The sequence below is a fragment of the Flavobacterium ustbae genome (assembly GCF_003946915.1).
Classification (GTDB): domain Bacteria; phylum Bacteroidota; class Bacteroidia; order Flavobacteriales; family Flavobacteriaceae; genus Flavobacterium; species Flavobacterium ustbae.
This window is the reverse complement of sequence record NZ_RPOC01000014.1, coordinates 1-15,097: the sequence shown is the minus strand read 5'-3', so window position 1 is coordinate 15,097 and position 15,097 is coordinate 1. Positions and strand designations below refer to the sequence as shown.

Genomic DNA, 15,097 nt, shown 5'->3' with positions numbered 1-15,097 from the left:
GAAGATTAGTATTTAATCTGCGACCATTTGGTAGAATTTAACGGCGAAACTTTATTTAAGACATCGGTTAAATCTGTAATTGTGATACTTGGTCCTCCAGAAAAAATAGAAACAATTTCATCTGATTTTGCGTCAAAGAAAACTCGGGTTATAAAAGCATTTGGCTTAACCGAATTTAATTTGCCTATAAGCAATAATGAGTTTTTTATTTTTTCTTTAGCCGCTTTTGTATCTAGCGTCATTGCATCTAATCCTGTATGGTAGGCATAAGTAGTTTGACGTAAGTCACTGTAGGTTGGCGCAATCATATCATTAATCAAATAATAACGATTTTGAAGTCCGTCAGATTGATTCCAGCCTTTAAAACCTCCCTGTTGCGCCACATTGGCAATATTCTGCGCCGTTTGAAGGTACGGATTTCCAGCTCCCATTTGAAAAGTATCTGCATCCATTCCTAATATTAGATAAGCATAAAAAGATATAACAGAAACCAAATTAGAATCGTAAGTATTTGGATTGAATAATAATGGTTCGTATTCTGTATATCTGAAATTAAAATCTTTATCGTTGTAATTTAAAACTGGAGAAGAATAGGTAGAATTAAAGATCAATCTTGAAGACTGAACCTGAATTGTTCCTGTAAATTGATCTGAACTGTTTGACGACAAAGTAATATACATCGAACAGTTTATTCTTTCGTTTTGTTTTAAAACCGATCCTGTCCAATCTGTTTTATTAACAAATTCGGCCAAAGAAGTCTGAAGTGTTTTAAAAACCTGATTATTGGGATTTGTTAGACGATCTGTATTAATAGTTACTGTACAGTTTAACTGTTGCCCTTGTACAAAACCAAAACTTAAAAACATAAATAGTATAACTATCTTATTCATAATCGTCTAATATTAAATTTTACAAACATAAATTGCTTCCAAATTATGCTTTCGGCGTATATTTTAAATTTATGATTTTGAAAAATGCAGAATAACTTTATTCAAAATATCAGCCGCAACAGATTCTTTTGATTTTAATTCCATAGGTTCAATTTCAAAATTTTTATCAATAAAAGTTACTTTATTGGTTTCTTTTTTAAAACCTGCCCCTTTATCTTGTAAGGAATTTAAAACAATCAAATCTAAGTTTTTTTTCTGAATTTTCAGCTTAGCATTTTCAATTTCATTTTCTGTTTCTAATGCAAAACCAATTAAAAACTGATTTTTTTTAATGGTTCCCAAAGAAGACAAGATATCTTTTGTTTTCTCCAGCTCTATCGAAAACTCTTCTGTATTTTTTTTAATCTTTTGATCTGCAACAAATTTAGGTCTGTAATCTGCAACAGCTGCCGCCGCAATAGCTACATCAACTTCATTAAAATACAAATGGCAAGCGTCGTACATTTCTTGGGCAGAAACTACATCTACCACTTTTATCAGACTATTTTTTGCTTTAAAATGAGTAGGGCCTGCAATTAAAAAAACTTCAGCTCCTAAACTTGCCGCTTCATTTGCAATATCAAACCCCATCTTACCAGAAGAATGATTTCCAATAAAACGTACTGGATCTATCGCTTCGTATGTCGGACCTGCCGTTACTAGTATTTTTTTTCCTTTTAAAGGCAATTTACTTTCTAAATCAGCTTCTAAGAAAGCGACAATATTCTCAGGTTCAGCCATACGGCCTTCTCCCGATAAACCGCTAGCCAATTCTCCATTTTCAGCCGGAATCATACTATTTCCGTACTGTTTTAATGCAGCAAAGCTGGATAAAGTTGAAGGATGTTTGTACATATCCAAGTCCATTGCAGGAGCAAAATAAACCGGACATTTTGCCGATAAGTAAGTTGCAATTAGAAGATTGTCGCAGTTTCCTGTCGCCATTTTAGATAACGTATTGGCAGTCGCGGGCGCAACCAGCATCAAATCAGCCCAAAGACCTAATTCAACATGATTGTTCCAAACTGCATCTGCATCATCTTCGTTAAAGAAACTTGAATGTACTGGATTTTTAGATAAAGTAGATAATGTAAGCGGGGTTACAAAATCCTTAGAAGCAGGTGTCATGATCACTTGGACATGTGCACCTGCTTTTATAAAAAGTCGTACTAAAGTGGCTGTTTTATACGCTGCAATTCCGCCAGAAACCCCCAGCAAAATCTTTTTCCCGTTTAAAACTGACATTGTACTATTATTTGTTTGAACTTCTGTGGTAAGTTTTACCGTCTAACCATTCTTGAACAGCTAAAGCGTGTGGTTTTGGTAATTTTTCGTAAAATTTAGAAACTTCAATTTGTTCTTTATTTTCAAAAACTTCCTCTAGACTATCATTATAAGTAGCAAACTCTTCTAATTTTTCAGTCAATTCTTTTTTAATCTCTGAATTAATTTGATTTGCTCTTTTAGCCATAATGGTAATTGCCTCATACACATTTCCTGTTGGCTCTTCAATAACTGTTTTATTGTAAGTTATTGTATTAACAGGAGCATTCGTCTTTTTTAAATCCATGACTTTATTTATTTAGTAAATTTTTGTAAATCTGTTTCAACTCTGGCATTCATTTCGTCTGCCTCTTTTCTATATTTCGTATCGCTTTTAAACTTGATCAAATTGGCATACGCTGTTTGAGCAACATGCAAACGGTCTTCCATTTTTGACTGAACACTATTAATTGCTAATTTATATGCTGAATCATATTTGTAAAACAATGCATCTTCTTTGAAAGGTGTTCCAGGAAAATCTGCAATAAAATTATCAAAAGCAATTAAAGCTGATTTGTAATCTGAAATCGTATTGTATCCTTTAGCATTTTCGTATGCTTTTTTCTCTAACTTCCCGTTTAACTTTTGTACAGTCTCATTTGCTTGAGGAATGTATTCTGAATTTGGATAATTATCGATAAAAGTTTGTAATTTTTCTAATGCTTTTACCGTATCTGCTTGATCTAAGCTATAAACTGGTGACAATTTAGAGTAGCTATATGCACCTAAAAAAGCAGCTTCCTGTACTTTTTCACTTCTTGGATAACCCGAAACAAAAGCTTCAAACTGATAACCAGCTAGATAATATTGTTTTGTTTTATAATAAGACTGAGAAAACATGTAAAACAGCTTTTCTGCCTGCGGCTTTCCTCTGTAAGAAGTTGCTAATTGCTCAAAAAGACGAATCGCTTTTGTGTATTTGCCAGCATCATACATTTTTGTCGCCATTTCAAATTTTGCTGCAACGTCTTCATTTTTCAACGCTTTTTGATATTCTCCACAAGAATAAAAAAGAGTTACAACAATTAATAGCGATAGTATTTTTTTCATTTTCTTACTGTTATTAGAATCTCTCAGACAATTATGCCAAAGTGAAATCGCACCGAAGTTTCGGTGGCAAATTTAGTTATTAATTTAGCTACTGCAAAATAATTTTTTAGTATCTTAAAATACTAACACTTTAACAATTATTTAATGCTGTTTTTTACAAACTCATTCAGTCTTGTTGCTAGCGAATCATCTACAGAAACTAGCGGAAGACGAACTGTGTTTTCAGCAATTCCAAGGGCTTGGAAGATTTGTTTGATTCCAGCTGGATTTCCCTGCTCAAAAATCATATCAATACTATCTGACAAGAAATAATGTGTTTTAAAAGCGTCGACAGCTTTTTTATTTAGTCCTAAACGAATCATTTCTGAAAATTCTTTAGGAAAACCTTGTCCAATTACAGAAATTACTCCTGCTCCACCTGCCAAAACGATAGGTAATGCCAGCATATCATCTCCAGAAATCACCAAGAAATCTTTTGGAGCATTTTTGATAATCTGCATGGCTTGAGCCATATCTCCTGCAGCTTCTTTAATAGCTACAACATTCTTAAAATCGTTAGCCAAACGCACCACTGTTGACGGAAGCATATTACTTGAAGTTCTTCCTGGAACGTTATATAAGATTACCGGAACTGGAGAAGCTTCGGCAATTGCTTTAAAATGCTGATATATTCCTTCCTGAGTCGGTTTATTATAATATGGAGAAACAGACAAAATCGCTTCAAAAGCAGCAAAATCTCTTGTCTTTAATTCTTCAACAATCTGCATAGTATTGTTACCTCCAACTCCTAAAACTAGAGGCAGTCTTCCTTTATTTACATCGATTACAGTCTTTATAACCAGTTCTTTCTCTTCTGCTGTAAGGGTTGCATTTTCTGCAGTTGTACCCATTACAACAAGATACTCCACTCCGCCATCTATAGAAAAGTTTACAATACGTTGTAAAGCTTCAATGTCAACTGAAAAATCTTTTTTAAATGGCGTTACAAGCGCAACACCAGTTCCTATCAATGATTGCATATTATTAATTATAATTTATTTTATATTTTTTAAATACTTAAACAATTCTGAAACGAATAGTTTATAGTTTCCTAATTCTGTATGAATCATCCAGCGGTTCAGATTTTGATCTATAGTAGAGAATCCGACTTTGAACTTAGCTTTTGACTTGCTTGTTATCAACATTAAAAAAACATCTTCAACATTGTAATAACTTAGCAAAAGATCAAATTCTGAATCTATAAATTCATTCAAAAAATCTTCTGAAATTTCACCTCTCCAATTGATATGTTTTTTACCAAAAGTCGGACGTGAATAGGTCTCTTTTTCTTTGAATTTTTCTCTGTAAGCGACAACTTTTATGTTTTCTAAAGCGATTCCTTGAAGCGTTAACTCCTTTATTAGTGCTTCTGAATGCTCAAAATTGCTCTCATCTATCAATAAACCAATTGTTTGAACGTTTTTAGAGAATACTTCGCGTTTTTCATTATTTAAATGAAATTTTAATGATTTTTTTACGAAAAATTCCTTTATATAATTCAAAAACATACTACTTTTACTCGATTACAAAATTAATTATTTCAATTGCATTTAAAATGGTAAAACTAAAAAAGTATAACGGATTTTTAAAACTTTTTGTTATATTCTTAACACTTTTTTTAATCTCTTCTTGTAGCCCCAAAAACTACAACTTAACTAAAATTGAAGGAAAGCAACTTCCTGTTACTGAAAAGACTGGAGAAACTCCTGATATTGAAAACTTCATTAAGCCTTATCGCGATCATATTAATAAGGATTTGGATAACGTATTGGCGTATTGCCCTGAAACACTTGACAAAAGCACTGGAAAATGGCAGACTGGAATTGGAAGCTTGATGGCTGATGTTTGTCTGCAGAGAGGAAACCTCGTTTTTAATAAACGTGAAAAGAAAGATATTGATGTTTGCCTTTTAAATCACGGTGGTATTCGTGCTATTCTTCCAAAAGGAAATGTTACCTCAAGAAATGCTTTTGAAATTATGCCTTTTGAAAATAGCTTGGTGGTTTTGGCATTAAAAGGAGAACAAATCTCAGAAATTGCTGCTTATATTATTAAGGAGAAAAAACCTCAACCTTTGTCTGGAATGACTTTTACGATTACTAAAGACGAAAAAGCAAAAAACATCATGGTGCAAGGCAAACCGCTTGATTTAAGTAAAACGTATTATGTTGCCACAAATGACTATTTAGCAAACGGTGGCGACAGCATGACTTTCTTTGCAAAAAACACTCAAAAATTTGACTTAAATTATAAGCTTAGAGATGTATTGATTGATTATTTTAAAGAAGTAGACACGGTTGTTGCTCCAAAAAATATCAGAATCACAGAAGAATAAAATCACAAAAACAAGTATAGCATTCCTGCAAAAAACATAAAAAATGAAAAGAAGAGAGTTTATCGAAAAAACAGCAGCAAGTACTGCCCTATTAAGTTTAGGATTGTCTTTGAGCAGTTTTGAAAGTAACGATAATAAGCATTTAACGATTCTACATACTAATGATGTGCACAGTCACATTGATCCTTTTCCTGCTGATGATCCGCGTAATCCTAATAAAGGTGGAGTGTCTCGCCGTGCAGCTTTAATTGAAACAATCCGAAAAGAAAATCCGAATGTGCTTTTGTTGGATGCTGGAGATATTTTTCAAGGAACACCATATTTTAATTATTACGGAGGAGAATTAGAATTCAAATTGATGAGCATGATGAAATATGATGCTTCTACAATTGGAAATCATGATTTTGATAATGGCCTTGACGGATTATATGCTCAGCTTCCGCACGCAAGTTTTGATTTTATCAACTCGAATTATGATTTTAAAAATACGGTTATGGACGGACATGTTAAGCCGTACAAAATCTTTAATAAAAACGGAATTAAAGTTGGTGTTTTTGGTGTTGGAATTGAATTGCAAGGTTTAGTAGATAAAAAATTGTACTTGGAAACAGTTTATAACAATCCGGTTGAAATTGCCCAAGACATGGCACAGCTTTTAAAAAAAGAACAAAAATGTGATTTGGTTATTTGCCTTTCGCATTTAGGTTACAAATACAAAGATGATCCGACTAAAATAAGTGATTTGAAATTTGCTGAACAAACTCAGGATATCGATTTAATTATTGGCGGCCATACACATACTTTCTTAGATAAACCAACAATTGTAAAAAATAAAGCGGGTAAAGAAGTTTTGGTAAATCAAGTAGGCTGTTACGGAATTAATTTAGGCCGTATCGATTTTTATTTTGATAAAGACAAAGCCCATACCAACCAAAGCGCAACTATTGTTGTATAACCTTTTTTTGAATTCTAGCTTTTTCTAAAAAGTATTCTACCATAAAGAAATAAGCTAGAATTTGAGTTGTATCTCGTATTAGGAGTAAAACAACAGAATTCGAGAAATATTCATTAAAAATATAAAAGATATCAGAGAAGATGTAGCTTATTGCCATAAGTGACATCAATAAAGCTATATGTGTGCCTTTGGTGATATAACTAACAAAACAAAAATAACTCAAGAGACTCAGAACGATTCCGTATACGGTATAAATCAGAATAAACTTTCTCATACTATCTAGCTGGAGACTCAGAACAGAGACTAATAAGTAGACTAGAAAAACGACTACGATAGAAATAGGCAGAATATCCCGTCTGGTTAACTTTATCCTTTCGTGTTCCCGAATAAATAGGGTAACAATTAAACTATAAACAATCAGAAAACTGAAAACTCCTCCTATTTCGGAGCTTTCGACATCCATTAGATCATAAACTTGCCCAACAAAACAAAAAAAGAAAATAAAACCTTCTGTTTTTCCTATTTTGAACTCGCTACTAATTAAAAAATAAATAAAAATGGCAGGAAGCACAATTGCTTTTGCATACGTTGCAAAAAAGTCTTGTCCTGTCCAATCAAAAATGATTGTACAAAATAAGGCTAGAAAAAACAGAATTAATGATGGTTTATTAGGCTTCATTCAATTTGTTTATAAAATCATCTTCTGACAATATGGTAATATTCAGCTTTGTTGCTTTTTCCAGTTTGGCTGGTCCCATATTATCTCCCGCCACTACAAAATCTGTTTTTGCAGAAATTGAGCTTCCTACTTTTCCTCCGTTATCTTCAATGGCTTTCTTTAATTCGTCTCTAGAAAATTGACTAAAAACGCCGGAAACCACAAAAGTTTTTCCAACAAATTTATCAGTAGCATTTGGGTTTATTTTTTCTTCAATTTCAAATTGAATTCCATAACTTTTTAAACGTTCAATAATTTTTCTATTTTCTTCATTTTCGAAGAATTCGATAACACTTTTGGCGATTCTTTCTCCAATTTCATCAACCAGAACCAAATCCATTAAAGAAGCTTGGCTAAGAGCATCGATATTTTTATAATGTTTGGCTAGTTTTTTTGCCACTGTTTCACCTACAAATCGAATTCCAAGCGCAAATAGTACGCTTTCGAACGGAATTTCTTTTGATTTCTGTACTCCATTTACCAAGTTTTCTGCCGATTTTTGAGCCATTCTTTCTAGATGCAGAATGTCTTTTACTTTCAATTCGTACAAATCGGCATAATTGTGCACTAAATCATTTTTGAAAAGTAAGGCAACAGTTTCCCCTCCAAGTCCTTCAATATCCATTGCTTTTCTTGAAATATAATGCTGGACTCTACCTATAATTTGCGGAGGACATCCGTAAAAATTAGGACAGTAATGATTGGCTTCTCCTACATTTCTAACCAATTCTGTATGGCATTCTGGGCAATAAGCGATATAATGTGTTTTTTCTGAATCTTCTGGGCGCTTTTCTAAATCTACGGCAATGATTTTCGGAATAATTTCTCCTCCTTTTTCTACAAAAACAGTGTCATTTACTCTAATGTCCAATTTTTCAATCTGATCGGCATTATGAAGCGAAGCTCTTTTTACAATAGTTCCTGCAAGCTGTACGGGCTCAAGATTAGCAACTGGCGTTATCGCTCCGGTTCTACCAACTTGATAAGAAATTGATTTTAATTTGGTTGAAACTTGTTCGGCTTTAAATTTATAGGCCATTGCCCAACGAGGCGATTTTGCCGTATAGCCTAATTCTTCTTGATGCTGAATGCTGTTTACTTTGACTACTACACCATCTGTTTCGTAAGGTAAATTATGACGGTGCACATCCCAATAATCGATAAAGTCAAAAACTTCATTCATATTGTTGACTAATTTTGCTTCTTTTGGCACTTTAAATCCCCAGCTTCTAGCCAATTCTAAACCTTCATGTTGGGTTTTGAAAGGTAAATTGTTTCCTGTTACAAAATAAAGGAGACACTCCAGCGGTCGTTTAGCAACCTCAGCACTGTCTTGCAGTTTTAAACTTCCCGATGCTGTATTTCTTGGATTTGAATAGGGTGTTTCACCAATTTCAATCAATTCCTGATTCATTTTTTCAAAACCAGCATACGGAAGAATAATTTCGCCACGGATATCAAATTTATCTGGATAATTTCCTTTTAAATGTAGCGGAACTGATTTTATAGTTTTGATGTTATTTGTAACTTCATCACCCTGAAAACCATCTCCGCGGGTTAAAGCCTGAACTAATTTTCCGTTTTCGTAAGTAATGCTTATAGAAGCTCCATCATATTTTAATTCGCAAGTATATTGCAAGTCTACATTTCCTAAAACTCGCTGAATACGGTTTTCCCAATCTAAAAGATCTTCTTTAGAATACGAATTATCCAAAGAATACATTCGGTATTGGTGTGCAATTGTCTTGAAGTTTTTAGTGACAGTTCCTCCTACTCGCTGAGTTGGTGAGTTTTCATCAAAAAATTCTGGATGCTTGTTTTCTAAATCCTGAAGTTCTTTGAGCTTAATATCAAAATCATAATCTGAAATTGTGGCATTGTCTAACACATAGTAATTGTAGTTGTGCTGATTAAGTTCATTTCGTAATGTTTGAATGGTCTCTTGAATGCTCATAAATAGTAAAATATTGCAGATTATAATGATGAAAAACTGAATACCAAAATTAGAATTTATTTTTGTTTCAATGTAGAAAAAATAAAAGTTTTAGAAAATCAAAAATCAGACTGCAAATTCATGCAGTCTGATTCTCTCCTTGTCCATTATTCTAAAAAAGAATTAAAAAAACCAACTTCCAAATGGTTTTGACGTTTTATATTATTTACTGATAATCAAATAATTACACTGCAAATATAAAACTATTTTTGAATAATGATAAAATCGGAACGTCTATTTAATACATGTTCTTCTTCTGTACATTTTACACCATTTTTACATTTATTAATTAATCGGCTTTCTCCGTAACCAATTGCGCTTTCAATTCTAGAAGCATCTATGCCTTGTGAAAGAATATAATCTCGTGTAGATTTTGCTCTATTATCTGAAAGTTTCAAATTATAAGCATCTTTTCCGCGTGAATCTGTATGCGACTCAATTTTGATTCTAATGTTTGGAAACTTCTGCATGATAAAAACTACTTTGGTCAATTCTTCTATGGCTTTTGGCGTAATATCATACTTGTCATAATCGAAATAAATTGGGTTTACATCTACTTTTTCTACTCCTTGTTTCTTAACTACCAAATCATCGTAATTGCTCAATTCAAAATTTACATTTGTGATTTCTCCGCCATTTTGGCCAGTTGTTTCTACTGTTTTGTCGTCACTGCTGTAATTTGGTTTTGCGGCAATCATTTTCACCATTTTGTTGCAAGGAACTTCAATGGCATATTTTCCTTCATAGTTGGTTTTCGTTTCTCCTAAAACTTCACTAAAAGAGTTGTATGCCATTATTGTAACATCTGTCAAAGGCTTTTTCGTTTTACGATCGAAAGCCATTCCTGATATACTTTGGTTACAGACTGGTTTTCCTTTTACAAAAGAATAAATGTCATCATCGCCTTTTCCTTCCGCTCTGTTTGAAGAAAAGTAACCGTATGCATCTGTTCTGTCAATTATAAAAGAAAAGTCATCCTTGTTACTGTTAATTGGTGCGCCAAGGTTTTTGGGTACTGAAAAACTTCCATTAGACAGAAACTTACTTTCGTATACATCTAAATCTCCCCAGCCATAGTGTCCATCAGAAGAGAAATATAATACTCCGTTTTGGAAGAATGGAAATACCTCATTACCAATGGTATTAATACTTGGCCCTAAATTCTGAGGCGAACTCATGGTGCCGTCTGCCGCTATTTTTACCATGTACAAATCTGTTTCTCCATAACCTCCAGGCATATCTGAAGCAAAGAAAAGCCATTGTCCGTCTTCACTCAATGAAGGATGTCCTACAGAATAATCGTCGCTGTCAAAAAATACTTTCTGCGGATTTTCTAATTTATTGTTGACGATCGATCCTTTGACAATTTGAAAATTATTGACTTTTGCCTCATCAACAACCAGTTTATTTTTCTTTACAATGTTGGTTGAATAATAAATTGTTTTCCCTTCACTATCAAAACTTGCTGTTGCTTCATGATATTTGGTCATTACATTTGGCAGAAAAACCGTCTCGTTGAATAAACTGCCATCTGCCGGATTTCTTTCTGCAATGTACAGATTAAGAAAGGGCTGATTGTTCCAGGTATACAGTTTTTCGCTGAACTTTGTTGTATCACGAGCCGACGTAAACACTACATTGTCTTTAAAAAATGTAGCTCCAAAGTCTGATTTACTCGTATTGATATCCAAATTTTTAATGGTATAAAGAGGTTTTGCTTTGGCAACGCTGTCCATGTATTTTTTCTGGGCAACGTATCTATTAATTTCTGCTTTATCTCCTTTTTTATCTAGATATTCTTTTGTGATTTTATCTGCTTCATCATAATCCATAACTGCTTTCATAGATTGGATATAACGCAAGTAGTAAATATCAGTCAGATTGTTTCCTTGAACTTCATACAGTTTTCTGTACCATTTAAGCGCATTTCTAGAATCTGAAATGAAATAGTAGGAATCTGCCGCGTTCTTCAAAGTCTGCGCTGATGGATCTTTTATGTTTTGTAAAATTTCTTCGTAAGCCTTAGAAGCATCCGCATAAGAAAAGTTTCGAAACAAAGCATCGGCTTTCTTTAAATTTGTTTTTTGAGCGAAACTAAACGTAACGCTCAAAATTAAACATAGGATATATAGTTTTCTCATAAGTTTTATTTTTAGAAGAATCGAGGAGACTTAATTTTACTTTGGTTTTTCACAAATTGATAACGTAAGATGAATTCGTGAGAACCATCGTTGTATTTGTTCAATTGGCTCACAGTATAATCAAAAGCATATCCAAGATAGAAACTTGGTGATATTTGAAAACCTGCCAGTATACTTACCGAATCATCTGTTCGATATGCTCCTCCTATAACAAACTTTTCTTGAATCATGAAATTTGCCGATATATCTGCTGTAAGTGGCGCTCCGCTTACTGCTTTTACTAAAAAGGCAGGTTTAAATTTCAAACTTGGACTTAAGTCAAAAACATAACCTCCCATTAAATAGTAATGCATACGATCATAATCAATAGATTCTTGAACATCATCATAGTAATCATTCTGAATAAAACTCGGAACTGAAAGTCCTACATACCATTTTTCTGTATAGTAATAAATTCCTGCTCCAACTGCTAGTTTCATCTGATTGTTAATGTTCTGATTTAACAAAACATCGTCATTATCATAATATCTTCCTTTAGACCAATCGATGTTTAACATTCTTGTTCCAGCTTTGATACCAAAAGCCAGTCTTTTTTCATAACCAAGAGGCAATGAATAAGAGAAGTTTCCATCAAGATAGAGTTCGTTGGAAGGTCCAATTTTATCATTCACAACACTTAATCCTATCCCTAATTTTTCATTTCTAAGAGGAGAATGAACCGAAAAAGATTGTGTTTCTGGTGCTCCCGGCATTCCTACCCATTGAGAACGATATAAGAGTGCGGCCTCTATGGTTCCGGTAGATCCAGCATACGCTGGATTTACCGCCATAGTGTTATACATATACTGCGTATATCCCGGATCTTGCTGTGCCGAAGCACAAACTGTAATAAAAGAACATATTAGAATAAAATACGTTTCTAATGATTTTATATATAGTTTCATAACGATACTTATTTAGTTTAATTAATTAGATGATTAATAGAAGTGGGTTATCTCATGATAGACAACCAGCCTTTTTTAACCGTTCCATCTCCAATGGTTATCACATAAAAATAAGTACCTGTTGGCAGCATATCTCCTCTATTAACAACTCCGGATACATTTGCAGTACCGTTCCAATCATTTTCATAATGTGTTTTACTATACACTAGTGCTCCATATCTGTTAAACACCTTCAGCTCGTTGTTTGGATAAGATTCAATACAGTCAATTCTGAACAAATCGTTTTTACCATCATTATTTGGAGTGAACTCATTGTAAACCGTTAGACAAACTGGCTCTATTGTTACTGAGGCTGAATTGTTTGATGCATCAACATCTAATGGAGTTGAAGTTTCAACAGTTGCAACACTTGTATAAGTACCGCCTGGCAACACCTCTGCTACAATTGTTAATACTACACTCTGACCTGCTGGCAGTGATGGTATTGTCCAAAGCTGAGCCGTAGGATCATAAGTTCCTGTAGATGTAGATGAACTTACATATTGTAAACCACTAGGAAGTAATTCGCTAACAAGAGCGTTTATGAAATCTCCTTCCCCTACGTTGTTTACTGTTATGGTAAATGTTACCTGATCTCCAAAATTCGGAGTTGGATTATCTACAGTATGAGTGATTGTTAAATCTGAGCAACTAGCTACTGTAACATTTAAAGTCTTAATAGTTCTTTCGTCACAATTATTAACGTAGGCTACAGTTACCGTTCCTGGACCAATATCTGACCAAGAAACTGTTACAGATCCGTCATTTGTACCACCACCAGAAATAATTGTACCTCCGTTGATAGTCCATACATAATTAGATTTACCATTTGCAATTGAGTATGTTACACCTTTAAATACACAAGGAGTATCGTCTGTTGTTGCTAATTGCACTGCAGCATCATTTTCAAATTCAATTGTAATTCCTAATCTTGGCCCACTATCACAACCATTTGTAGTATTAGCTAAAGCACCTGCATAATATGTTGTTGCAGTAAGCGGAGTTGTATTTGTTAATGGTGTTCCGCCAGTTGCAGTTGCATACCAAACCACATTTGCTTCGTTTACCAAAATACTAGCCAATGTTGGCAAAGCTGATAAACAGAATCTCTGTGTTGTTCGTGGTGTTGTAATAACACTTGGCGAATTTACATTTACAACAACAGCTAATCTTACTGGATTTTCACAACCTGCAGTACTTGAAACAGCGCCATAATAAGTACCTGTATCAAGAGCTGTAGTTGCAGGAATAGCTGTTCCTCCTGTTGCTGTAGCATACCAAACCACATTTGCCTCATTTACCTGAATATTGGCAACTGTTGGCGAATTTAATGTACAGAAATTCTGTGTTGCATTATTTGTAGTTGGTGTCGCAGCCGGATCTGCTACTGTTACTGTTACTTGCAAACGAGTTGAACTTTCGCAGCCTGTTGCAGCATCAATTATATTTCCGAAATAAACTCCTGAAGTTAATGCTGTTGCTGACGAAATTGCTGTACCGCCTATAGCAGCAGTATACCAAGTTACGTTTGCTTCATTTACTTGAATACTAGCAAATGTTGGTGCATTTGCAGAACAGAAACTTTGAGACGCATTATTTGTAGTTGGATTAATTGTATTACCAACTGTTACAGCCACTTGTAATCTTACACTGCTTTCGCAACCTGTTGCAGGATCTTTGATAGCTCCATAATAAGTTGCTGTAGTTAATGCCGCTGTTGTTGCTAAAGCTGTTCCGCCTGATTGCGTAGTATACCAAACCACGTTACTTTCATTTACTTGAATATTAGCAACTGTTGGATTTTCTCCTGAACAGAAAGTCTGTGTCGCAGCAGTTGTTGTTGGCGTCGCTGGATCTGTTACATTAATTACAACTGCTAATCTTGTAGCACTTTCGCAGCCAGTTGCAGCATCACTAATCGCTGCATAATATGTACCGCTAGTTAAAGCTGTCGCTGATGGAATAGCTGTTCCGCCAGTTAAAGCTGTATACCAAATAATAGCTGATTCATTAAACTGAACACTTGCAAAAGTTGGAGCATCAACCGTACAGAAGTTTTGTGTTCCTGCTGTCACTAATGTTGGAGTTCCAGGGTCATTTACAATTACGTCAACTGTTAATCTTGTAGCACTCTCACAGCCTGTCGCTGTATCTGAGATCGCCGCAAAATATTGTCCTGTTGTTAAAACTGTTGTTGGCGCAATAACTGTTCCGCCAGTTGCAGCCGTGTACCAAACAATATTTGCTGCCGGAGTAGTCTGAATGCTTGCAAAAGTTGGAGCGTCAACCGTACAGAAATTTTGCGTTCCTGCTGTTACTAAAGTTGGAGTTCCAGGGTCATTTACAATTACATCAACTGTTAATCTTGTAGCGCTTTCGCAGCCTGTCGCTGTATCTGAAATCGATGCAAAATATTGTCCTGTCGTAAGTGCCGTTGTAGATGGAATTGCTGTTCCTCCTGTTAAAGCTGTATACCATACAATATTTGGTTCATTTGTCTGAATGCTTGCAAATGTAGGAGCATCTTCCAAACAGAAGTTTTGCGTTCCTGCTGTCACTAATGTCGGAGTTCCAGGGTCGCTTACAATTACGTCAACTGTTAATCTTGTAGCGCTTTCGCATCCAGTAGCT

Annotated in this window: 13 protein-coding genes; 2 read left to right on the top strand and 11 right to left on the bottom strand. The window is 34.4% G+C overall.

The window, feature by feature from the left end:
- Positions 1-5: 5 nt before the first annotated feature.
- From porD to EG814_RS15875, 6 genes are all read right to left on the bottom strand, one after another.
- The gene (gene porD, locus EG814_RS15900) at positions 6-890 is read right to left on the bottom strand and encodes a type IX secretion system protein PorD (RefSeq protein ID WP_125722884.1); all 885 of its coding nucleotides are present in this window, start codon (positions 888-890) and stop codon (positions 6-8) included.
- Between the two features lie 69 nt (positions 891-959).
- Positions 960-2,174: a bifunctional phosphopantothenoylcysteine decarboxylase/phosphopantothenate--cysteine ligase CoaBC gene (gene coaBC, locus EG814_RS15895; protein ID WP_125722883.1), complete on the bottom strand. Its 1,215-nt coding sequence runs from the start codon at positions 2,172-2,174 to the stop codon at positions 960-962.
- Positions 2,175-2,181: 7 nt separating this feature from the next.
- A complete protein-coding gene (locus EG814_RS15890) occupies positions 2,182-2,499 on the bottom strand; it encodes a DNA-directed RNA polymerase subunit omega (RefSeq protein WP_008463064.1) in 318 nt (105 codons plus the stop codon).
- Between the two features lie 8 nt (positions 2,500-2,507).
- The gene (locus EG814_RS15885) at positions 2,508-3,302 is read right to left on the bottom strand and encodes an outer membrane protein assembly factor BamD (protein WP_125722882.1); all 795 of its coding nucleotides are present in this window, start codon (positions 3,300-3,302) and stop codon (positions 2,508-2,510) included.
- A 137-nt stretch (positions 3,303-3,439) separates the two neighbouring features.
- Positions 3,440-4,321, bottom strand: coding sequence for a 4-hydroxy-tetrahydrodipicolinate synthase (gene dapA, locus EG814_RS15880; RefSeq protein ID WP_125722881.1), 882 nt, complete (start codon positions 4,319-4,321; stop codon positions 3,440-3,442).
- Between the two features lie 15 nt (positions 4,322-4,336).
- Positions 4,337-4,849 carry a DUF6913 domain-containing protein gene (locus EG814_RS15875; protein ID WP_125722880.1) on the bottom strand — a complete coding sequence of 171 codons (513 nt, stop codon included), beginning with the start codon at positions 4,847-4,849 and terminating at the stop codon, positions 4,337-4,339.
- A gap of 47 nt (positions 4,850-4,896) precedes the next feature.
- On the opposite strand from EG814_RS15875, the gene EG814_RS15870 reads away from it, so the two are divergent.
- Both EG814_RS15870 and EG814_RS15865 read left to right on the top strand, forming a co-directional pair.
- Positions 4,897-5,676 carry a 5'-nucleotidase C-terminal domain-containing protein gene (locus EG814_RS15870; protein ID WP_125722879.1) on the top strand — a complete coding sequence of 260 codons (780 nt, stop codon included), beginning with the start codon at positions 4,897-4,899 and terminating at the stop codon, positions 5,674-5,676.
- A 43-nt stretch (positions 5,677-5,719) separates the two neighbouring features.
- Positions 5,720-6,631: a bifunctional metallophosphatase/5'-nucleotidase gene (locus EG814_RS15865; RefSeq protein WP_125722878.1), complete on the top strand. Its 912-nt coding sequence runs from the start codon at positions 5,720-5,722 to the stop codon at positions 6,629-6,631.
- Here EG814_RS15865 and EG814_RS15860 read toward each other — a convergent pair.
- The 5 genes from EG814_RS15860 to EG814_RS15840 all read right to left on the bottom strand — a co-directional run.
- Entirely contained in the window at positions 6,618-7,310 is a 693-nt protein-coding gene (locus EG814_RS15860) for a hypothetical protein (protein WP_125722877.1), read from the bottom strand. The genes EG814_RS15865 and EG814_RS15860 overlap by 14 nt on opposite strands.
- Positions 7,300-9,303, bottom strand: a complete 2,004-nt coding sequence (ligA, locus tag EG814_RS15855; protein ID WP_125722876.1) for an NAD-dependent DNA ligase LigA — start codon at positions 9,301-9,303, stop codon at positions 7,300-7,302. The genes EG814_RS15860 and ligA overlap by 11 nt, the downstream gene beginning before the upstream one ends.
- A gap of 242 nt (positions 9,304-9,545) precedes the next feature.
- Entirely contained in the window at positions 9,546-11,483 is a 1,938-nt protein-coding gene (locus EG814_RS15850; RefSeq protein ID WP_125722875.1) for an OmpA family protein, read from the bottom strand.
- Positions 11,484-11,494: 11 nt separating this feature from the next.
- Positions 11,495-12,427 carry a PorP/SprF family type IX secretion system membrane protein gene (locus EG814_RS15845; protein ID WP_125722874.1) on the bottom strand — a complete coding sequence of 311 codons (933 nt, stop codon included), beginning with the start codon at positions 12,425-12,427 and terminating at the stop codon, positions 11,495-11,497.
- A 47-nt stretch (positions 12,428-12,474) separates the two neighbouring features.
- Positions 12,475-15,097, bottom strand: a 2,623-nt coding sequence (locus EG814_RS15840; protein ID WP_125722873.1) for an Ig-like domain-containing protein, incomplete at its 5' end; no start/stop codon positions are given.

Coding starts and splice junctions, on each gene's coding strand:
- porD (WP_125722884.1), bottom strand. CDS start 890: ATGAATAAGATAGTTATACTATTTATGTTTTTAAGTTTTGGTTTTGTA.
- EG814_RS15875 (WP_125722880.1), bottom strand. CDS start 4,849: ATGTTTTTGAATTATATAAAGGAATTTTTCGTAAAAAAATCATTAAAA.
- dapA (WP_125722881.1), bottom strand. CDS start 4,321: ATGCAATCATTGATAGGAACTGGTGTTGCGCTTGTAACGCCATTTAAA.
- EG814_RS15860 (WP_125722877.1), bottom strand. CDS start 7,310: ATGAAGCCTAATAAACCATCATTAATTCTGTTTTTTCTAGCCTTATTT.
- EG814_RS15845 (WP_125722874.1), bottom strand. CDS start 12,427: ATGAAACTATATATAAAATCATTAGAAACGTATTTTATTCTAATATGT.
- coaBC (WP_125722883.1), bottom strand. CDS start 2,174: ATGTCAGTTTTAAACGGGAAAAAGATTTTGCTGGGGGTTTCTGGCGGA.
- ligA (WP_125722876.1), bottom strand. CDS start 9,303: ATGAGCATTCAAGAGACCATTCAAACATTACGAAATGAACTTAATCAG.
- EG814_RS15850 (WP_125722875.1), bottom strand. CDS start 11,483: ATGAGAAAACTATATATCCTATGTTTAATTTTGAGCGTTACGTTTAGT.
- EG814_RS15890 (WP_008463064.1), bottom strand. CDS start 2,499: ATGGATTTAAAAAAGACGAATGCTCCTGTTAATACAATAACTTACAAT.
- EG814_RS15885 (WP_125722882.1), bottom strand. CDS start 3,302: ATGAAAAAAATACTATCGCTATTAATTGTTGTAACTCTTTTTTATTCT.
- EG814_RS15865 (WP_125722878.1), top strand. CDS start 5,720: ATGAAAAGAAGAGAGTTTATCGAAAAAACAGCAGCAAGTACTGCCCTA.
- EG814_RS15870 (WP_125722879.1), top strand. CDS start 4,897: ATGGTAAAACTAAAAAAGTATAACGGATTTTTAAAACTTTTTGTTATA.